Source organism: Streptomyces sp. NPDC003035 (genome assembly GCF_042888285.1).
Lineage (GTDB): Bacteria > Actinomycetota > Actinomycetes > Streptomycetales > Streptomycetaceae > Streptomyces.
In genome coordinates this window covers 131,124-149,702 of record NZ_JBIAPJ010000001.1, presented here as the reverse complement: position 1 = coordinate 149,702, position 18,579 = coordinate 131,124, and the positions used below count along the sequence as shown (strand labels likewise).

The following is an 18,579-nucleotide window of genomic DNA, read 5'->3' as shown; positions in this document are numbered from 1 at the left end:
GGGGGAGGGCCTCGCGGCTGTATTGACGGGATTCTGATGGGCGGCCGGACGCGGCCCCGGGAATCCCGACGCCCCGGACCTCAATGCTCGATGATCTCGCCGTCGCTCAGCTCGAGCACCCGGTCCGCGAGCCCCAGAAGCTGGGTGTCGTGCGTGGCCACCAGCGCCGTCACGCCTTCGCCGCGGACCACCGCGCGCAGGAGCTCCATCACCGCGAGCCCGGTCTCGGCGTCGAGCTGGCCCGTCGGCTCGTCGGCGATCAGCAGGGCGGGCCGGTTGGCCAGGGCGCGGGCGATGGCGACGCGCTGCTGCTGGCCGCCGGAGAGCTCGCCGGGCCGCTGCGCCGCATGGTCGGCGAGGCCGACCAGGGCGAGGAGGAGGGCGACCCGCTCCTCGCGCTCCTTGGGATCGGCCTTGCGCAGTCGGAGGGGCACGCCGACGTTCTCCGCGGCGGTGAGGATCGGGATGAGCCCGAAGGACTGGAAGATGAAGCCGATACGGTCCCGGCGCAGGGCCAGGAGCCCGTTCTCGCCGAGCTCCGCGAGGTCGGTCCCGCCGATGGTGATCCGTCCGTTGTCGGGGGTGTCCAGGCCGCCGACGAGGTTGAGCAGCGTGGTCTTGCCCGAGCCCGAGCGGCCCTTGAGGGCGACGAGTTGACCCGGCGGGATGTCGAAGGAGACCCCGCGCAGGGCGTGGACGGCCGCCGCGCCCGTACCGTACGAGCGGCGCAGGTTCTCGACCCGGACCATGGGTCCGCCGGGCAGGTCCTCGACCACCGCCGTGCCGGACCGCGCGCTGCTGTCTGTCATCGTCTGACTCCCCCTCGTCGAACGCGTGCGCCCGTCAGTATGGGCTGCCGAGGGGCTGCCGGGCCAGGGTCCGTCAGACGCCGAGGGGCCGCATTCCGGACGATGTGTTCGGAATACGGCCCACCGGGCTCTGGACGACTCGTGTCTCAGCGGACCTCGGTGATCTCCGGTCCGCGCTGGAGCTGACCCATGCCTCCGGAGAAGCGCGAGCCCTCCTGCTCCTCCTGCTGGATGCCCTCGGGCACCATCTGCGCGTCGTTCGGGAGCTTGAGGACGATCGGGTCGCGCGGGGCCATCGGGCCGTCGCCGCGGACCACGACGGTGTCCCGCACGATCTGCTCCAGCAGACCGGCCGCCTCGGGCTGCACCGCGCCCTGACCGGAGATCACTCCGCGCAGGAACCAGCGGGGGCCGTCGACTCCCACGAAGCGCACCAGCTGCACACCGCCGGTGCCGTCCGGCAGCTGCACGGGGACCTGGGCCCGCAGCTCCCAGCCCAGCGGGCCCTCGACCTCGTCGATGACGCCGCCCTGCTGGGTGATGCCGGAGGCGATCTCCTCGCGGACCTCGCCCCAGATGCCTTCCTTCTTCGGTGCGGCGAAGGCCTGCAGCTGCACGGCGCTGTCGCGCAGGACGACGGTCGCCGCGACGATCGCGTCGCCCGCGACCTCGACCCGCAGCTCCATGCCCTCGACCCCGGGCACGAAGATGCCGCCCAGGTCCACCCGCCCCTCCTCGGGCTTGGAGACCTCGGAGATGTCCCATGGCCCGTCGGGCCGGGGTGCCGGCGGAAGGTTCACCCGGCGCGGCGCGGCCGCGCCGTCGCGGGACTCGACCTCGTCGACGACCTGCTCGGCCTCGCCCGCTGCGTCCGCCGCGCCCTCAGCGGAACCACTCTTCTTGCGACGTCCGAACACGTCACTGTCCTTCCCGGTCGGATACGACCGAAGCGTATCGATTCCCACCCGTTGTGCCGTCTGTGTCGTCTGTGCCGTCCACGGCGGCATGACCGCCGGTGGACCCGAAGCCCCCCTCGGCCCGCGCCGAGCCGGGAAGCTCCGCCACCTCGTGGAAGCGCACCTTCTCGACCTGCTGGACGACCAGTTGGGCAATCCGGTCGAACCGTTCGAACCGCACGCTCTCGCGCGGGTCGAGATTGACCACGATCACCTTGATCTCTCCACGGTACCCGGCATCCACCGTCCCCGGGGCATTCACGAGGGCGACTCCGCACCTGGCCGCGAGACCCGAACGCGGGTGCACGAAGGCGGCGTAGCCGTCCGGCAGGGCGATGGAGACTCCGGTGGGCAGCACGGCCCGCTCCCCGGGGGCCAGGACGGCCGCCTCGGTGGTCACCAGATCCGCCCCGGCGTCGCCGGGATGGCCGTAGGCCGGGAGGGGTACGTCCGGGTCCAGGCGCCGGATGAGTACGTCGACAGGATTACGCATCAGGGGTTCACCTCGAAGGCGCGGGCGCGCCGGACCTGGTCGGGGTCGGACATGGCGGCCTGGATCTCCTCCGGGCGGCCGTTGTCGATGAAGTGGTCGACCTTCACCTCTATGAAGAGGGCGTCGGCGCGGACCGCGACGGGGCCGTCGGGCCCGCCGATCCGGCCGGTGGCGGTCGAGTAGATCTTGCGCCCGTGCACGGCGGTGACCTCGGCCTCCAGGTGCAGGACGGTGCCGACCGGTACGGGCCGCGCGAAGTCGGTCTCCAGCCGGCCGGTGACGGCGATGACCCGCAGCAGCCAGTTCAGGGAGCCGAGGGTCTCGTCGAGCGCGGTGGCGAGGACGCCGCCGTGCGCGAGACCGGGCGCGCCCTGGTGGTCGGGGGTCACGGTGAACTCGGCGGTGACGCGCACGCCGTCGCCCGCCCGGGCCTCCAGGTGGAGGCCGTGGGGCTGCCCGCCGCCGCACCCGAAGCAGAACTCGTAGTGCGCGCCGAGCAGCTCGCCGGGGGCGGGCGCGTCGGGGTGGCGTACCGGCGGTATGGCGTCGGCCGGCGGGGTGAGGGCGGCAGATGTTGCAGTCACAGCCGCAGACCTTACCCGCGCGGGTAGGGGCAGGTCGCGCCGTGCCAAGCTTGGACGTATGCAGCCTTCCGTACCGTCCTCCACGCCGCGCTTCGACGAACGTCTGACCGCTCCCCGCTCCTGGTGGGTCATCACGGCTCTGCTGGGCCTGTCCGGCGGTCTGGTCATGTTCCCGTTGGGCACCGTCCCGACGCTGGGCGGGCTGATCGTCGCGGCGGCGCTGGCGGCGGTCGTCGTCTCCTCGTACGGCTCGGCGCGGATCCGGGTGGTGGCCGGTTCGCTGGTGGCGGGCGACGCACGGATCCCGGTGACGGCGCTGGGAGCTCCGGAGGTGCTGGACGCGGAGGAGGCGCGCGCCTGGCGCACGTTCAAGGCCGACCCGCGCGCCTTCATGCTGCTGCGCAGCTATGTCCCGCGCGCGGTCCGGATCGAGGTGACCGACCCGGCGGACCCGACGCCGTACGTGTATCTGTCCAGCCGTGACCCGGAGGGCCTGGCCGCGGCCCTGGAGGCCGCGCGCGCGGAGGACCCGGACGAGGGCGCGAAGGCCCAGGACACCGGGACGGGGACGCCGGTCTCCTGAGGCGAGATCCGGAAGCCGGTCTCCTGAGCCCTAGAAGCCGATCTCCTTGGGGTTCTCGGGCTGCTCCAGCGGGGGCAGCCCGCCCAGGGCGTCCCAGGGGACCTGGCGGCGCCGCAGGTCCTTGCGGACGTGTTCGGCGAGCTTCTTGGTGTCGCGGCGGTTCATCACCGCGCCGACGGCGGCACCGACCATGAACGGCATCAGGTTCGGCAGGTTGCGCACCATGCGCTTCATGATCTGCTGGCGCAGCTCCCGCTTGAGGTGTCCGCCGAGCGCCGCGTTGACGGTGGTCGGCTTGGTGGGGTCGATGCCCCGCTCCTCCGTCCAGGAGGTCAGGTAGGCGGTCGACCGCTGGGTGAGCGTGCCGGGCGGCCGCAGGCCGTACACCTCGTGCAGCTCGGCGATGAGCTTGAGCTCGATCGCGGCGACTCCCGTGATCTCCGCCGCGAGCTCGGCCGGCATCGCCGGGGGTACGGGAAGCATGGCCGCGGCGCCGATGCCCGCGCCGACGGTCGAGCTGGCGTTGGCGGCGCCCGCGACGAGCTTGTCGGCGATCTGCTCGGGGCCGAGCCCCGGGAAGTGGCGGCGCAGGGTCTCCAGGTCCCGTACGGGAAGGCGGGGGGCGATCTCGATGATCCGGTCGGCGAGAAAGCCGATGCCGGCCTTGGCGCTCTCGCCGCCACGCTTCACGCCGCGTTTGACGGCGTCGATCCGCGCGCGGTCGAGTTTCATACGGTCCAGCTGGACGCGCGCCGGATTGGCGACGCGCTTGACGGCGTCGAGACGGCGCCCGCTACGCGGGGCCTCCCGTTCCACCGGTTCCGGTGTCCCGGCCGTTCCGGTCACGCCTGCTTCGAGCGAGGCCGAAGGGCCCCGCTCGTCGTCACGCGCGCCGAGGGAGGGCAGGTGGGCGGTCTGCTCGGCTTCAGGGGCCTCCTGAGCTCCCTTCGCCGGGTCCGAGCCGCCCTGATACGCCTCCGGCTTCCCGGGAAGCCGGAAGCGTCGCTTCCGAGACGGGGTGTCGCCTGCCACGGCCGACCGATCTCAGTCGCAGTCGCGGCAGATCGGCTGGCCGTTCTTCTCCCGAGCCAGCTGGCTGCGGTGGTGCACGAGGAAGCAGCTCATGCAGGTGAACTCGTCGGCCTGCTTGGGCAGGACCCGTACGGCGAGCTCCTCGTTCGAGAGGTCCGCGCCGGGCAGCTCCAGGCCTTCGGCGGCCTCGAACTCGTCGACGTCGACCGTCGAGGTCGACTTGTCGTTCCGGCGAGCCTTCAGTTCCTCAAGGCTGTCCGAATCGACGTCGTCGTCGGTCTTGCGTGGGGTGTCGTAATCCGTTGCCATGTCGCTCTCCCCCTCTGGGTGGTTGCGGTGTCTCCAGCGCACGTAACGCGTGAGAGGCCGGACTTGTGCCCGACCCGAGGCGGAGATTTTGCCTCACATCAAGGTCTGTTACTCAATCGACACCCAACCGGCCCTCTCGCGAGTGATCGGCTTTGGGTGGCGAACGGGACCGTACACGGTCCACCTACTGTCCTTCACGGGCGCCACCCCGTGTACTTCCCGTCATCCAGGGCCCCGGAAACCCGGACTTTTCCGGGTTTTCCGCGGGAATTCTCGATCACGGAGAGTAGAGAGCCGGATGTTCGTTCCTGTGATCGATCACACATGAGCGTCTCAGAAACGAGACCCGGGAATTCCGCGCAAAGCGAACGGAACCGGCTGGTACCCGAAGTGTGTCAGATCGGGAGAGTGACACGCATCACGAGACCGCCGCCTTCGCGGGGCTCCGCGATGATACGGCCACCGTGGGCACGCGCGACGGAACGGGCGATCGACAGGCCGAGACCGACTCCCTTGTCGCTCCCGGTCCGCTCCTGCCGGAGCCTTCTGAAGGGCTCGAAGAGGTTGTCGATCTCGTACGCGGGGACCACAGGGCCCGTGTTCGAGACGACGAGGACCGCCTGACCGTGCTGCGTCTCCGTGGTGACCTCCACCCAGCCTCCTTCGGCCAGGTTGTACCGCACGGCGTTCTGGACCAGGTTCAGGGCGATCCGTTCGAGCAGGACGCCGTTGCCCTGGACGACGGCGGGCGCCCGCTCGCCGCGGATCCCGACGCCCTTGGCGGTGGCCTCCGCGTGCACCTGGTCGAGGGCGCGCGAGGCGACCTCGGCGAGGTCCACGGGCTTGCGCTCGACGATCTGGTTGTCGCTGCGGGCAAGCAGCAGCAGGCCCTCCACCAGCTGCTCGCTGCGCTCGTTGGTGGCGAGCAGCGTCTTGCCGAGCTGCTGGAGCTCCACGGGCGCCCCGGGGTCCGAGAGGTGGACCTCCAGGAGCGTGCGGTTGATCGCCAGCGGAGTGCGCAGCTCGTGCGAGGCGTTCGCGACGAACCGCTGCTGGGCCGTGAAGGCCCGCTCCAGGCGCTCCAGCATCTCGTCGAAGGTGTCCGCGAGCTCCTTCAGCTCGTCGTCCGGGCCGTCCAGCTCGATCCGCCGGGCCAGATCGGATCCGGCCACCTGGCGGGCGGTCCGGGTGATCCGGCCCAGGGGCGACAGCACGCGGCCCGCCATCGCGTAACCGAAGGCGAAGGCGATGATGCTCAGGCCCAGGAGGGCGAACAGGGAGCGGCGCAGGAGGTCGTCCAGCGCCAGGTCGCCCTGGTGCTGGAGACAGGCGGAGACGGCCTCGTTGAGCTGCTCACCGGTGCCCTGGACGGGCAGCTGGCACCAGGAGGTGGTCGGCTGGACCTTGCCCTCGACGACCTTGAAGGGCAGTTCCGAGGCGCTCTCGCCCAGGGCCTGCGCGGTGAACAGGTAGATGATCGAGAGCAGCAGGATGCCGGCGATCAGGAACATGCCGCCGTACAGCAGGGTGAGCCGTATGCGGATCGTCGGCCGCAGCAGGGGCCTGACCGGGTCTCTGGGGTCCCAGGTCGGTTTCGGGGGCGCCTGTGGGGGCGCGGGGGTCGCGGCCACCGGGTCAGATCCGGTAGCCGGAGCCGGGGACGGTGACGATGACGGGAGGCTCGCCGAGCTTGCGGCGCAGGGTCATCACCGTGACCCGTACGACGTTGGTGAAGGGGTCCGTGTTCTCGTCCCAGGCCTTCTCCAAGAGCTGCTCGGCCGAGACGACCGCGCCCTCGCTGCGCATCAGGACCTCCAGGACGGCGAACTCCTTCGGCGCGAGCTGGACCTCCTTGCCGTCGCGGAAGACCTCCCGGCGGTTCGGGTCCAGCTTGATCCCGGCGCGCTCCAGGACGGGCGGCAGGGGCACGGTGGTGCGCCGACCGAGGGCCCGCACGCGCGCGGTGAGCTCGGTGAAGGCGAAGGGCTTGGGGAGGTAGTCGTCCGCGCCCAGTTCCAGGCCCTCCACACGGTCGCTGACGTCGCCGGAGGCCGTGAGCATCAGGACGCGGGTGGGCATCCCCAGCTCGACGATCCTGCGGCAGACGTCGTCGCCGTGGACCAGGGGGAGGTCCCGGTCGAGGACCACCACGTCGTAGTCGTTCACCCCGATGCGTTCGAGAGCGGCTGCGCCGTCGTACACGACGTCGACCGCCATGGCCTCCCGGCGCAGTCCGGTGGCCACCGCATCGGCGAGCAGCTGCTCGTCCTCGACGACGAGTACGCGCACGTCGCATTCCTTCCTGCGAGCCCCTGTCCTTCACACGGACCGGGCGGTTTGTGAGCACTGACTGTGCGTGTCCATCCTGCCCCGTACGCGCGTAAACCGGCTGTAAGACGGCGGTGGCGCCCAGGACAGGAAGGCACGCGGGCGGGGTGGGGGGCGTGTGGGTGCACGAACGGGGTCGGAAAGGGGCGCGCGGAGAGTTCACCGGATTCACGGGCCAGTTGAGGTTTCTGTGAGGAACGCCGTGGGGAGGACGTCTGCACACCCCGCGATCACGCCCTGTATGTGGCGCGCCACCGACCGCTCTGTCCCCAGAGGTCGCAGCGTGTGATCCACCCCACCCTCGGCACACCCCCGTGCCACCGACCCATGACGAGGGGGCGCACCATGGACGCTTTCACCGCAGGACTGCTGCAGCGCATAAGGACTGCGCAGACCGACCTCACACGGGCACGCGAGACGGGCGACGACTTCCTCGCGGAGGTCGAGCAGGCCGAGCTCGAGGACCTGCACCGCCTGGCCGCCGAACACGGCGTGGAGGTCGGCGTCGCCAGCGCCTGACCCCTGACGTGCGAAGGGCCCCGGTGTCGTCGACACCGGGGCCCTTCGCATGCGCGCGGGCTGCCGCCGGACCGGGTCAGTCGTGCCAGGCCCCGAACTCCTCCAGAAGCTCCTGGAGCGGCTCGAAGACGCCCGGGGAGGCCGTGATCGCCAGCTCGCCCGACGGGCGCTCACCGGGCCGTCCACCCGTCAGGGCGCCCGCCTCACGGGCGATGAGGTCACCGGCGGCGAGGTCCCAGGGGGCGAGACCGCGCTCGTAGTAGCCGTCGAGACGGCCGGCGGCGACGTCGCAGAGGTCGATGGCGGCCGATCCGCCGCGGCGGATGTCGCGAAGGCGCGGAATCATCCGCTGCGCGAGGTCGGCCTGGCGGGCGCGCCGAGTCTGCACGTAGGCGAAGCCGGTGGAGACCAGCGCCTGCTCCAGCGGGGGCGCGGGGCGGGTGGCCAGGCGGCGCTCCCCGAGGTACGCGCCGCCGCCGAGCACGGCCCGGTACGTCTCGTTCCGCAGCGGGGCCTCGACGACGCCGACGACGGTCTCGCCGTCGCGCTCGGCGGCGATGGAGACGGCCCAGGTGGGCAGCCCGTACAGATAGTTCACGGTGCCGTCGAGCGGGTCGATCACCCAGCGGACCCCGCTGGTGCCGGGGGTGGCGGCGCCCTCCTCACCGAGGAGGCCGTCGTCGGGCCGGTGTTCGGCGAGGAAGCCGGTGATCAACTTCTCGGCGGCGATGTCCATCTCGGTGACGACGTCGATCGGGCTGGATTTGGTCTTCGCCACCACCAGGTCGTCGGGCCGGCCGTCGCGGAGCAGTGCGCCCGCCCGGCGTGCGGCCTCCAGGGCGAGGTCGAGCAGTTCGGCGAGCAGGGGATCGGTCGGCGTGGGGTTCACGGGCTCGGTCACAGGCGCTCCTTGTGCGTACGGATCAGGCGTACGGATCAGACGTACGGATCACGCGCGGGGATCACGCGTACGGGCTGTCGGCTCCGGCCGCCGCGGGCCGCTCCGCCCTCGCCGGGCAGCAGCCGATCGGGCAGAGGTCGTGCGAGGCCCCGAGGGCGCCGAGGGCGCAGCGCTCGACCCGGAGGCCGCGCTCGCTCGCCGCGCGCTCCAGGACGAGGTCCCGTACGGCCGCCGCGAACCGGGGGTCGGCACCGACGGTCGCCGAGCGCCGGACGGGAAGGCCCAGCTCGGCCGCCTTGGCCGTGGCCTCGGTGTCGAGGTCGTACAGCACCTCCATGTGGTCCGAGACGAAGCCGATCGGGACCATCACGGCGGCCGGGACGCCGGCGCCGTGCAGCTCCTCCAGGTGGTCGCAGATGTCCGGCTCCAGCCAGGGGATGTGCGGGGCACCGCTGCGGGACTGGTAGACGAGCTTCCACGGGTGCTCGACCCCGGTGCGCTCGCGGATCTCGTCGACGATCACCCGGGCCACGTCGAGGTGCTGCTTCACATAGGCGCCGCCCTCGCCGTGCTCGCCGACCGGACCGGAGGAGTCCGCCGCCGAGTCGGGGATCGAGTGGGTCGTGAAGGCGAGATGCGCGCCGGCCCGGACGGACTCGTCGAGGTCGGCCAGCGAGGCGAGCACGCCCTCGACCATGGGCTCGACGAAGCCGGGGTGGTTGAAGTAGTGCCGGAGCTTGTCCACCCGGGGCAGCGGGAGCCCTTCCGCCTCCAGCTCCGCGAGCGCGTCGGCGAGGTTCTCGCGGTACTGCCGACAGCCGGAGTACGAGGCGTAGGCGCTGGTGGTGAGGACGGCGATGTGACGCCTGCCGTCGGTGACCATCTCCCGCAGGGTGTCGGTGAGATACGGCGCCCAGTTCCGGTTTCCCCAGTAGACCGGCAGGTCGAGGCCCGCCCGCGCGAAGTCCTCGCGCAGCGTGTCGAGCAGCGCGCGGTTCTGGTCGTTGATCGGGCTGACGCCACCGAAGAGGAAGTAGTGCTGCCCCACTTCCTTCAGCCGCTCCTTGGGGATGCCTCGGCCGCGGGTGACGTTCTCCAGGAAGGGGACGACGTCGTCCGGGCCCTCGGGGCCGCCGAAGGAGAGCAGCAGAAGAGCGTCGTACGGTGCGGGATCGCGCTGATCGGACATGGCACCGATCTTCCCACCCTTCCCCTGCCCGCGGCGGGGAGGCCCCTGCCCGCGGCGGGGAGGCCCCTGCCGACGGCCGAAGGCGCGGCCCGGCCGAAAATGCTGCTGCGGCATCCAGTTCAAAGCCGTAGGCTTTAGCTGTTAATTACACGTGTTGAGCAGACGCCCGGAGATCCCTTTGCCCAGTCCCTACCGCGCGATCTTCGCGGCGCCCGGCACCAGATCGTTCTCGGTCGCCGGTTTCATCGGCCGGATGCCGCTGTCCATGATGGGGATCGGCATCGTCACCATGATCTCCCAGGTGACGGGGCGGTACGGACTCGCGGGCGCGCTCTCCGCGACCATGGCGTTGTCCGCGGCCGTGCTGGGTCCGCAGGTCTCCCGGCTGGTCGACCGCTACGGCCAGCGCCGTGTGCTGCGGCCGGTGACCCTCGTCTCGCTGGTCGCCGCCGCCGGGCTGCTGCTCTGCGTCCAGCAGCGCGCCCCCGACTGGACGTTGTTCGTCTTCACCGCGGTGATCGGCTGCGTGCCGAGCCTCGGCGCCATGACCCGGGCCCGCTGGGCGGACATCTACCGCGGGGAGGCGCGCCGGCTGCACACCGCGTACTCCTGGGAGTCGATCGTCGACGAGGTGTGCTTCATCTTCGGCCCGATCATTTCCATCGGTCTGTCCACCATCTGGTTCCCCGAGGCCGGTCCGCTGTTCGCCGCCGTCTTCCTCGCCATCGGCGTCTTCTGGCTGACCTCGCTGCGCGCCACCGAGCCCGAGCCGCACCCGAGCGACGGGCACTCCGGTGGTTCCGCGCTCCGCTCCCCCGGCCTGCAGGTCCTGGCCCTCGCCTTCGTCGCCACCGGAGCGATCTTCGGCTCGGTCGACGTGGTGACGGTGGCCTTCGCGGAGGAGCAGGGCAGCAAGGCCGCCGCCAGCCTGGTGCTCGCGGTCTACGCGCTGGGCTCCTGCCTGGCCGGTGCCGTGTTCGGCCTGCTCCATCTCAAGGGCGAGCCGTCGCGCAGGTGGCTTCTGGGCGTCTGCACGATGGCCGTGAGTATGATCCCCCTCCTACTGGCCGGGAACTTGCCGTTGCTGGCCGTGGCGCTCTTTGTCGCGGGCCTGTCCATCGCACCGACGATGGTGACCACCATGGCCCTCGTCGAAGCGCACGTACCCCGCACCAAGCTGACCGAGGGCATGACCTGGACAGGGACCGGGCTGGCGATCGGTCTGGCGCTCGGCTCCTCGGCCGCCGGCTGGATGGTCGACGCCTCGGGCGCGGAAGCGGCGTACGTGGTGCCCGTCGTCTCGGGCGCGCTCGCGGTCCTGGTGGGTCTCCTGGGGTACCGCCGGCTGCGCAGGCCGGTGCCGACTGGGGAGGGGCAGCGTGAGCGGGCCGACAACAGGGCGGTCACAGCGACCGACAAGCGCAAGGACGGCGAACAGCCCGTGGCGTAACTGGGCGGGGAACGTCACCTCCCGCCCCGTACGGGAGGTGAGTCCCGCGTCGGCCGAGGAGCTGGCCGACGCGGTCAGGAAGGCGGCCGCGGACGGGCTGCGGGTGAAGACGGTCGGCACCGGCCACTCCTTCACCTCGATCGCCGCCACGGACGGCGTGCTGGTCCGGCCGGATCTGCTGACGGGCATCAGGCGCATCGACCGCGAGGCGATGACGGTCACGGTGGAGTCCGGCACTCCGCTCAAGCGGCTCAACGTGGCGCTGGCCCGGGAGGGCCTGTCGCTCACGAACATGGGCGACATCATGGAGCAGACGGTCGCGGGGGCCACGTCCACGGGCACCCACGGCACGGGCCGTGACTCGGCCTCGATCGCCGCGCAGATCCGGGAGCTGGAGCTGGTCACCGCCGACGGCCGGTTGATGACCTGTTCCGAGAAGGAGAACCCCGAGGTCTTCGCGGCCGCGCGGATCGGCCTCGGCGCGCTCGGCGTGGTCACGGCGATCACGTTCGCCGTGGAGCCCGTCTTCCTGCTCACCGCGCGCGAGGAGCCGATGAGCTTCGACCGGGTCACCTCGGAGTTCGACGCGCTGCACGCGGAGAACGAGCACTTCGAGTTCTACTGGTTCCCGCACACCGACAACTGCAACACCAAGCGCAACAACCGCAGCGCCGGCCCCGCCGCGCCGCCCGGACGGGTCGGCGGCTGGATCGAGGACGAGCTGCTCTCCAACGGGCTCTTCCAGCTCGCCTGTTCGCTGGGCCGCGCGATCCCGCCCGTCATCCCGTCGATCGCCAAGGTCTCCAGCCGCGCGCTGTCGGCCCGTACGTACACCGACATCCCGTACAAGGTGTTCACCTCCCCGCGCCGGGTGCGCTTCCTGGAGATGGAGTACGCCCTGCCGCGCGAGGCGGCCGTCGCGGCGTTGCGCGAGGTGAAGGCGATGCTGGAGCGCTCGCCGCTGAAGGTGAGCTTCCCGGTGGAGGTGCGGACGGCCCCTGCCGACGACATCGCGCTCTCGACGGCCTCCGGCCGGGAGACGGCGTACATCGCCGTGCATCTCTACAAGGGGACGCCTTATCGCGGGTACTTCACCGCGGTGGAGCGCATCATGACCGCGCACGGCGGCCGGCCGCACTGGGGCAAGGTGCACACCCAGGGCGCCGCGTACTTCTCCGAGGTCTACCCGCGCTTCGCCGAGTTCACGGCGCTGCGCGACCGTCTCGACCCGGAACGGCTCTTCGCCAACGACTATCTGCGCCGGGTCCTGGGCGACTGACGGTCACTCGGCCGGCGGGGTCTCCTGGCCACCGGGCCCGGTGCCGGTGGACGGGGTCCCCGTCGGGGGCGCGGGCACGGTCGGCGTCGCGCCGGAGGGTGTGGGCGTCGGGGTGGGGGCGGGCGTCGGGTCGTCCCCGGCCGAGCGTGAGGGTGTCGGGGTGCGGTCGGGGGTGCTCGCCCCGGTCCCCGGGGACGGCGCGCCCGTCCCGCTGCCGGTCCCGTCCTGCTCGCTCCGCGGCTGCTGGGAGGGCGTCGGGCCGGTCGACGGCTGGGTGGAGGGTTCGGCCTTGCCGCCGCTGTCGCCGCCGCGGGCGACCGAGCCGAAGGTCGTCGTCCCCTGGGTGCCGCTGAAGTCCTGATCGGCTATCAGTTCGTAGGTGGTGATGCCTCCCATCGCGACGAGGAAGACGAACGCGGCGGCGATGCCGGAACGCTTCCAGCCCCGGACACGCGTGCCGTGCGTGGTGGCCTCGCCGAACTCCCGGCCGAACTCCTCGTCGTACGAGGGTGCCGCGGGCCCGCCGACGGTCGCGGGCAGCCGCGTACGGTCGGCCGTCGGCTGCCGGGCCGCCGCCTTCGACGGCTCGGTGGGGACGGCGACGTCCCGTATCTGTTCTCCCGTGCGCCTGAAGAGGTGCTGGAAGACCGAGCCGCCGCAGGTCGCGATGACACTGATCACACCGGCGCCGAGGATCGTTCCGTACACGCCGAGGGTGGAGGCGAGTTTGGCGGCGACGACCGCGGCGACCGCGCTGCCCGAGACCTGAGCGACGCTCAGGTCGAGCCGCTTCTTCTTCTCACCGTTCTGCTCCTGCTCCATACCCACAAGGGACAAATGGGCGAAGTGAAAAGTTCCGTTTCTGCCGGTTCTGTGAAGAGCGACACGTGCGGACGGAGATCGCGGAGACTCAACTCCCGTACCTCCGGAGAAGTTGAGCGGCGTGCCGGTCCACCCAGGTGGCCCGAATGGAGTACTGTGTCGAGCCCTGGGTCCGGGCTCCCGCGAGGGTGCTCGGGGTCCAACGGGAGGGGGCCGAACGTGGCGCTCGAACCGGCGGCGCCGCGGCACCGCACGGTCGCCCGATGCACAGAGTGACGGCCTGTCACTCTGCGTCGCAGACAGGTAACCGTGCCATAACGGCGTTCCAGGGTCCATGCCCGACACGCCGGGCAACTCGGCAAGGTTGTGGCAGGCTGCACCCGGGCAGGCCACACTCGACTAGCGGAAGCAGCGACGCACGTGACGTCGGCAGGCACCACCCGGGAGGTCCCCATGCCCGAACTGCGTGTCGTGGCCGTCTCCAACGACGGCACACGACTGGTGCTGAAGGCTGCTGACAGCACGGAGTACACGCTTCCGATCGACGAGCGGCTGCGCGCCGCCGTGCGCAACGACCGCGCACGGCTCGGTCAGATCGAGATCGAGGTGGAGAGCCACCTCCGCCCCCGCGACATCCAGGCGCGGATACGTGCCGGTGCCTCCGCGGAGGAGGTCGCCCAGCTCGCCGGCATCCCCGTCGACCGCGTACGGCGCTTCGAGGGCCCCGTGCTCGCGGAGCGGGCGTTCATGGCGGAGCGGGCCCGCAAGACCCCTGTCCGCAGGCCCGGGGAGAACACCGGACCGCAGCTCGGCGAGGCGGTGCAGGAGCGACTGCTGCTGCGCGGCGCCGAGAAGGACACCGTGCAGTGGGACTCCTGGCGCCGTGACGACGGCACCTGGGAGGTGCTGCTCGTCTACCGGGTGGCCGGCGAGGTCCACACGGCGAGTTGGACGTACGACCCGCCCAGGCGGCTCGTCCAGGCCGTGGACGACGAGGCGCGCGCGCTGATCGGCGAGACGGACGACACGATCGCCGCCGCGCCGGAGCCCAGCTTCCCGTTCGTGCCGCGCATCGCCCGACTGCCGCGCGACAGGCCGCTGGACCGCGCTCTGGACCGCCAGCTGGAGCGCGCGCCCGTGCCGTCCCCGGAGCCGGAGGAGGAACGGGACTCGCTGACCAGCCTGCTGGAGGCGGTGCCGAGCTTCCGTGGCGACATGGTGGTCCCGGACCGCAACTCCGAGCCGCCTTCGTCCGAGCCCTCCGACGAGCCCGAGGCGGAGGAGCCCCCGGCTCCGGCGGCCTCGGCGGGGGCGGGTTCGGCGTACGCCGACGTCCTGATGCCCCGTGCGGTCTCGGGCCACCGCGACCGCCTGACGGGCACCACGGACCGCCAGGCCGAGGCGGACGGCGTCCGCCCGGGCCGCCGCGCGGCGGTCCCGAGCTGGGACGAGATCGTCTTCGGCACGCGAAGGAAGAAGCAGGACTGACGTCCGTACGGAAAGAGGGGCTCGCGCCGGGTCGGCGCGGGCCCCTTTCTCCGTACGCGGGTTCTACGGATTCGGGCCTGTGGCCACCGGCCGGGTGGGGTCGTTGGACCACTCCGACCAGGAACCGGCGTAGAGGGCGGCCGGGATGCCCGCGATCGCCAGGGCCAGCACCTCGTGCGCACCCGAGACGCCCGAGCCGCAGTAGACACCTACGGCACCCATAGCGCCTACGGCTTCGGGCGAGGCCGCGTCCGTGTGCGCGTCCGCGTCGGCGTCCGCGCCGAGCTTCGAGAAGCGCGCCGCAAGGGCCTGCGCGGGCAGGAAGCGGCCAGCCTCGTCCACGTTCTCCGTCGTCGGGGCCGACACCGCGCCCGGAATGTGGCCGCCGACCGGGTCGATCGGCTCCACGTCGCCCCGGTAGCGCTCCGCCGCCCTCGCGTCGAGGAGCAGGCCGGAGCGGGCCAGGGCCGCGGCCCCGTCGGCGTCGAGGAGGCCGACGGCGCCCGGCCGCGGCGCGAAGTCGCCCGGCTCCGGGCTCGGGGTCTCCTTCGACAGCCCGTGGCCCTCCGCCGTCCACGCCGCGAGCCCGCCGTCCAGGACCCGTACGTCCGCGTGACCCGTCCAGCGCAGCAGCCACCAGGCGCGGGCCGCGCCCCAGCCGAGCCAGTCGTCGTAGACGACGACCGGCGTGTCGGCCGAGACGCCCGCGCGGCGCATCACCGCTCCGAACGCCGCCACGTCCGGCAGCGGATGGCGGCCGCCGGTGCCGGGCGGACCGGCCAGTTCCGTGTCCAGGTCCACGTAGACCGCGCCGGGGATGTGCCCGGCCTCGTACGCCGGCCGCCCGGGCGGGCCGCCGAGCTGCCAGCGGACGTCCAGCAGTACCGGGGGCCTGCCCCCGGCCGACTCGCTCGCGAGTTCGCTCGCGGTGATGATGGGCTTCATGGGGGCCATCCTCGCGCAGGACGCGCCGCCCCGTGCCACGCCGTGACTCCGGCGCCGGCGGACGGCGCCGCACGACGGCAGAGGACGGCGGGAAAGCGGACCGGAAATCCAGGCATCCTCGTGTGGGATCGCGCCAAAGCACGGCGCGGCCCTGGCGTGCGGCGCGCCCGGTGGTGCAAGCATCTGCACGGAGCGCGCGGCGCAGCCGCGCGTACGACAGCCGAACGGCGGGCAGTAATCCGCTGCGGACCCCGTGGGCCCGGCCCCCACCGCCCGTACGCGCCCTGTGCGCACGGCTTGTCCCCCCGTACGGCCACGACGATGGTCCGAGGAGAGTGACGATGACCGAGGCGACTCGGCGCACACCCGGTACACCCTGTTGGGTGAGTTTGATGGTGCACGGGCTTGACGCGACGCAGGAGTTCTACCGCGCGCTGTTCGGCTGGGAGTTCGTTCCCGGGCCGCAGCAGCTCGGCCCGTACGTCCGCGCGCTGCTCGACGGCAAGGAAGTGGCGGGTATCGGCCAGCTGCCGCCCGACCGGCATCTGCCGGTCGCCTGGACGCCCTATCTGGCCACGGACGACGCCCACGAGACCGCGGAGGCCATCCGCAGCTGCGGGGGAACGGTCGCCGTCGGCCCGATCGACGCCGCGGAGGCCGGACGGATGGCGATCTGCTCGGACCCGACCGGCGCGGTCTTCGGGGTCTGGCAGGCGGAGCTGCACCACGGCATCGCGGCCGCGGGACCGCCCGGGACGCCGGTCTGGAACGAACTGCTGACGTACGAGACCTCGGCGGTCGGCAAGTTCTACCGGACGGTGTTCGGGTTCGAGGCCGAGCCGGTCGACTCCGCCGACTTCGACCGTATGACCCTCCATGTGGCGGGGCGCCCGGTCGCGTCCCTGCACGGCGTCGGTACGGCGCTGGCGCGCGACCGGGGTGCGCACTGGATGACGTCCTTCGAGGTCGCCGACACGGACGCGGCCGCCCACCTGGTCGCCGAGCTGGGCGGCCAGGTCCTGCGGCCGCCCGGGGAGGCCACGAGAGGCCGACACGCCCTGGTCTCGGACCCGGAGGGCGCGGTCTTCACCATCGTCCACTCGACGGCGTCGGCCGCCGCCTGAGAGGCACGGAGCCGGGGGCCTTCGGCCTCCCGGCGCCCTGGGGCCCCTGGGTACGGCTCCGGCCCGGGGGCACGTCCGGCCCGGAGGCAGGCCCGGCCCGGGGCAGCCCCGCACTGCGGACGCTTCCGCCCCGGGATCAGCTCCGGCCCAGGAGCACGTCCGGCCCGCAGGCAACCCCGCACCCGCGGGCAGCCCCGCACTGCGGACGCTTCCGCCCCGGGAACAGCTCCGGCCCAGGAGCACGTCCGGCCCGCAGGCAACCCCGCACCCGCGGGCAGCCCCGCACTGCGGACGCTTCCGCCCCGGGAACAGCTCCGGCCCAGGAGCACGTCCGGCTCGCAGGCAACCCCGCACCCGGGGCCAGCCCCGCACCCGCGGGCCGGCTCCGCCCCGGGGGCAGTTCCTGCCGCCGCGGGCCAGACTCCGCCCGGGGTCAGCTCCGCCCGCCGCGGGCCAGGCTCCGGCGGAGCCTGGAGCCGGCCCGTCGCCCGTCGCCGCCGGGAAGTTCGAGTTCGGTCAGCCGTTCCCGCTGGAAGTACCGCGCCGTGTCGTCGTCGCCCTGACGCGCCGTGAGGTACGCGGCCGTCTCGTCGCGCAGGAGAGGGTGGAGTCGCGGCTGCATGCAGTGGCCCACAGCGCGCACGAGCGGCGTCAGCGTCTCCGGCGCGGCGCCGGGGACGGCGGGGCCCTCGCCCGACTCCAGGTCCGGAACGATGTGGTCCACGACGGTCAGCGGCACACGGTTGCTGTTCTCGTACGGCTTGAGCCGTTCCAGGACCGTGTCAGTGCCCACCCGGGCGATCGGGACGCCGTAGTAGACGGACGCGGTGAGCATCGCGGTCGAGAAACAGCCGACGACGAGGCGTGGGCGGCAGCGCTCGTAGAAGGTCTCGGCGAGCAACGGACCGTCCAGGACGGTGAGACGTACGCCGGACTCCTCGGCCGCCTCGTGCAGGGCCGTGGAGTAGCGGGCGGGCGCGGTCGGGTGCGGCTTGAAGACGACCGACGTGTGTCCGGCCGCGGCGGCTCCGCGGAGCATCCGGATGTGCAGCTCCTCCTCCTCGTCGGCGGTGAGGATGCCGAGGGCCGCGAGGTACTGGCCGAGGAGGAGCGCGGTGGGCTCGGCCACGACCGCCGCCGTCACCTGCGGGTCGCCCTCCGCCGCCTCGGCGATCTCCGCGAGCACCGCGCGGAAGGCCGTGTCGGGCACCAGCTCGGGCTCGACGCCGTACTCGGCCAGCAGCAGCGGTCGCAGCCCCGGCACCAGGTCGAGGTGGAGCAGCCGCCGGACGCGGCAGGCGATCGACTGCGGCAGCTCGCCGCGCGTCGGCCCGTAGCTCATGAGGCCGTCGGCGTACAGCTGGACGGAGCTCTCGGCGAAGAGGGCGGCGAGGGCCTTGGCGGGGTTGACCTGGATGGACTCGACGATCAGCTCGACCGGGGCGTCGGCAAGGCCCCACGCCGTGCGGAAGACCCGCTGCCACAGCGGCACCTCCTCGGGGCGGGGGGCCCACGAGCTGGGGTGGTGCGGGTGGATGGCCTCGTTCCAGTCGATCGTCTCGTCGAACCGGGCGACGATCCGGTCATAGCCGGTCATCGCGTCGAGCCGCAGCGCCGTCTCCGGGATCTCGGCGTTGTGGGAGACGAGCAGGATTCGCCGGGCGTCCTCGCGGGCGCCGAACCGGCCCGAGTCGAGCGCCGCCGCCAGCGTGGCCGCGCCGTACAGCGTCGACACCTGGAAGATCTGGATGCGTGGTTGCGCGGTCAT

19 protein-coding genes are annotated in these 18,579 nt (G+C 72.3%); 6 read left to right on the top strand and 13 right to left on the bottom strand.

What is annotated here, in order from left to right:
• Nucleotides 1-80: 80 nt before the first annotated feature.
• From ACFYV5_RS00630 to ACFYV5_RS00615, 4 genes are all read right to left on the bottom strand, one after another.
• Nucleotides 81-809 carry an ABC transporter ATP-binding protein gene (locus ACFYV5_RS00630; RefSeq protein ID WP_389162651.1) on the bottom strand — a complete coding sequence of 243 codons (729 nt, stop codon included), beginning with the start codon at nucleotides 807-809 and terminating at the stop codon, nucleotides 81-83.
• Between the two features lie 146 nt (nucleotides 810-955).
• A complete protein-coding gene (locus tag ACFYV5_RS00625; protein ID WP_389162648.1) occupies nucleotides 956-1,726 on the bottom strand; it encodes a DUF3710 domain-containing protein in 771 nt (256 codons plus the stop codon).
• Between the two features lies 1 nt (nucleotide 1,727).
• Nucleotides 1,728-2,258: a dUTP diphosphatase gene (gene dut / locus ACFYV5_RS00620; RefSeq protein WP_389162646.1), complete on the bottom strand. Its 531-nt coding sequence runs from the start codon at nucleotides 2,256-2,258 to the stop codon at nucleotides 1,728-1,730.
• Nucleotides 2,258-2,842, bottom strand: a complete 585-nt coding sequence (locus ACFYV5_RS00615) for a PaaI family thioesterase (protein WP_389162643.1) — start codon at nucleotides 2,840-2,842, stop codon at nucleotides 2,258-2,260. Before ACFYV5_RS00615 ends, dut begins: the two co-directional genes overlap by 1 nt.
• A gap of 58 nt (nucleotides 2,843-2,900) precedes the next feature.
• Between ACFYV5_RS00615 and ACFYV5_RS00610 the strand changes: the two genes are divergently transcribed.
• Nucleotides 2,901-3,425 (top strand): DUF3093 domain-containing protein, encoded by a 525-nt coding sequence (locus ACFYV5_RS00610; RefSeq protein WP_389162640.1) that lies wholly within the window; start codon nucleotides 2,901-2,903, stop codon nucleotides 3,423-3,425.
• A gap of 30 nt (nucleotides 3,426-3,455) precedes the next feature.
• Here the strand turns inward: ACFYV5_RS00610 and ACFYV5_RS00605 are convergent, their stop codons facing one another.
• From ACFYV5_RS00605 to ACFYV5_RS00590, 4 genes are all read right to left on the bottom strand, one after another.
• Nucleotides 3,456-4,457, bottom strand: coding sequence for a hypothetical protein (locus ACFYV5_RS00605; protein WP_355106220.1), 1,002 nt, complete (start codon nucleotides 4,455-4,457; stop codon nucleotides 3,456-3,458).
• Nucleotides 4,458-4,469: 12 nt separating this feature from the next.
• Entirely contained in the window at nucleotides 4,470-4,766 is a 297-nt protein-coding gene (locus tag ACFYV5_RS00600) for a DUF4193 domain-containing protein (RefSeq protein ID WP_003955561.1), read from the bottom strand.
• 395 nt (nucleotides 4,767-5,161) lie between these two features.
• Nucleotides 5,162-6,397, bottom strand: a complete 1,236-nt coding sequence (locus tag ACFYV5_RS00595) for a sensor histidine kinase (protein ID WP_389162636.1) — start codon at nucleotides 6,395-6,397, stop codon at nucleotides 5,162-5,164.
• 4 nt (nucleotides 6,398-6,401) lie between these two features.
• Nucleotides 6,402-7,055 (bottom strand): response regulator transcription factor, encoded by a 654-nt coding sequence (locus ACFYV5_RS00590; protein WP_355106214.1) that lies wholly within the window; start codon nucleotides 7,053-7,055, stop codon nucleotides 6,402-6,404.
• Nucleotides 7,056-7,439: 384 nt separating this feature from the next.
• Here ACFYV5_RS00590 and ACFYV5_RS00585 point away from each other — a divergent pair, with 384 nt between their 5' ends.
• A complete protein-coding gene (locus ACFYV5_RS00585) occupies nucleotides 7,440-7,613 on the top strand; it encodes a hypothetical protein (RefSeq protein WP_355106212.1) in 174 nt (57 codons plus the stop codon).
• Between the two features lie 76 nt (nucleotides 7,614-7,689).
• Here ACFYV5_RS00585 and ACFYV5_RS00580 read toward each other — a convergent pair whose 3' ends face one another.
• Together ACFYV5_RS00580 and ACFYV5_RS00575 are read right to left on the bottom strand one after the other, a co-directional pair.
• The gene (locus ACFYV5_RS00580) at nucleotides 7,690-8,514 is read right to left on the bottom strand and encodes an inositol monophosphatase family protein (protein ID WP_389162632.1); all 825 of its coding nucleotides are present in this window, start codon (nucleotides 8,512-8,514) and stop codon (nucleotides 7,690-7,692) included.
• Nucleotides 8,515-8,575: 61 nt separating this feature from the next.
• Complete coding sequence (locus ACFYV5_RS00575; protein ID WP_389162629.1) at nucleotides 8,576-9,703, bottom strand: ferrochelatase; 1,128 nt, start codon at nucleotides 9,701-9,703, stop codon at nucleotides 8,576-8,578.
• 178 nt (nucleotides 9,704-9,881) lie between these two features.
• Here ACFYV5_RS00575 and ACFYV5_RS00570 point away from each other — a divergent pair, with 178 nt between their 5' ends.
• Nucleotides 9,882-11,153: an MFS transporter gene (locus tag ACFYV5_RS00570; protein WP_389162626.1), complete on the top strand. Its 1,272-nt coding sequence runs from the start codon at nucleotides 9,882-9,884 to the stop codon at nucleotides 11,151-11,153.
• Nucleotides 11,083-12,432, top strand: a complete 1,350-nt coding sequence (locus ACFYV5_RS00565) for a D-arabinono-1,4-lactone oxidase (RefSeq protein ID WP_389162624.1) — start codon at nucleotides 11,083-11,085, stop codon at nucleotides 12,430-12,432. The genes ACFYV5_RS00570 and ACFYV5_RS00565 overlap by 71 nt, the downstream gene beginning before the upstream one ends.
• A gap of 3 nt (nucleotides 12,433-12,435) precedes the next feature.
• Here ACFYV5_RS00565 and ACFYV5_RS00560 read toward each other — a convergent pair whose 3' ends face one another.
• A complete protein-coding gene (locus ACFYV5_RS00560) occupies nucleotides 12,436-13,254 on the bottom strand; it encodes a hypothetical protein (RefSeq protein WP_389162621.1) in 819 nt (272 codons plus the stop codon).
• 420 nt (nucleotides 13,255-13,674) lie between these two features.
• On the opposite strand from ACFYV5_RS00560, the gene sepH reads away from it, so the two are divergent.
• Nucleotides 13,675-14,742, top strand: a complete 1,068-nt coding sequence (gene sepH, locus ACFYV5_RS00555; RefSeq protein WP_355106200.1) for a septation protein SepH — start codon at nucleotides 13,675-13,677, stop codon at nucleotides 14,740-14,742.
• Between the two features lie 63 nt (nucleotides 14,743-14,805).
• On the opposite strand, the gene ACFYV5_RS00550 is transcribed toward sepH, so the two are convergent.
• Nucleotides 14,806-15,687: a sulfurtransferase gene (locus ACFYV5_RS00550; protein WP_389162617.1), complete on the bottom strand. Its 882-nt coding sequence runs from the start codon at nucleotides 15,685-15,687 to the stop codon at nucleotides 14,806-14,808.
• A gap of 341 nt (nucleotides 15,688-16,028) precedes the next feature.
• Here ACFYV5_RS00550 and ACFYV5_RS00545 point away from each other — a divergent pair, with 341 nt between their 5' ends.
• Nucleotides 16,029-16,811 (top strand): VOC family protein, encoded by a 783-nt coding sequence (locus tag ACFYV5_RS00545; RefSeq protein WP_389162614.1) that lies wholly within the window; start codon nucleotides 16,029-16,031, stop codon nucleotides 16,809-16,811.
• A gap of 433 nt (nucleotides 16,812-17,244) precedes the next feature.
• Here ACFYV5_RS00545 and ACFYV5_RS00540 read toward each other — a convergent pair whose 3' ends face one another.
• Nucleotides 17,245-18,579: a polysialyltransferase family glycosyltransferase gene (locus ACFYV5_RS00540; RefSeq protein WP_389162611.1), complete on the bottom strand. Its 1,335-nt coding sequence runs from the start codon at nucleotides 18,577-18,579 to the stop codon at nucleotides 17,245-17,247.

Excerpts from the sequence above, each read along its gene's own strand:
- ACFYV5_RS00600 (WP_003955561.1), bottom strand. The coding sequence starts at position 4,766 with ATGGCAACGGATTACGACACCCCACGCAAGACCGACGACGACGTCGAT.
- ACFYV5_RS00540 (WP_389162611.1), bottom strand. The coding sequence starts at position 18,579 with ATGACCGCGCAACCACGCATCCAGATCTTCCAGGTGTCGACGCTGTAC.
- ACFYV5_RS00610 (WP_389162640.1), top strand. The coding sequence starts at position 2,901 with ATGCAGCCTTCCGTACCGTCCTCCACGCCGCGCTTCGACGAACGTCTG.
- ACFYV5_RS00575 (WP_389162629.1), bottom strand. The coding sequence starts at position 9,703 with ATGTCCGATCAGCGCGATCCCGCACCGTACGACGCTCTTCTGCTGCTC.
- ACFYV5_RS00560 (WP_389162621.1), bottom strand. The coding sequence starts at position 13,254 with ATGGAGCAGGAGCAGAACGGTGAGAAGAAGAAGCGGCTCGACCTGAGC.
- dut (WP_389162646.1), bottom strand. The coding sequence starts at position 2,258 with ATGCGTAATCCTGTCGACGTACTCATCCGGCGCCTGGACCCGGACGTA.
- ACFYV5_RS00545 (WP_389162614.1), top strand. The coding sequence starts at position 16,029 with ATGACCGAGGCGACTCGGCGCACACCCGGTACACCCTGTTGGGTGAGT.
- ACFYV5_RS00550 (WP_389162617.1), bottom strand. The coding sequence starts at position 15,687 with ATGAAGCCCATCATCACCGCGAGCGAACTCGCGAGCGAGTCGGCCGGG.
- ACFYV5_RS00585 (WP_355106212.1), top strand. The coding sequence starts at position 7,440 with ATGGACGCTTTCACCGCAGGACTGCTGCAGCGCATAAGGACTGCGCAG.
- ACFYV5_RS00630 (WP_389162651.1), bottom strand. The coding sequence starts at position 809 with ATGACAGACAGCAGCGCGCGGTCCGGCACGGCGGTGGTCGAGGACCTG.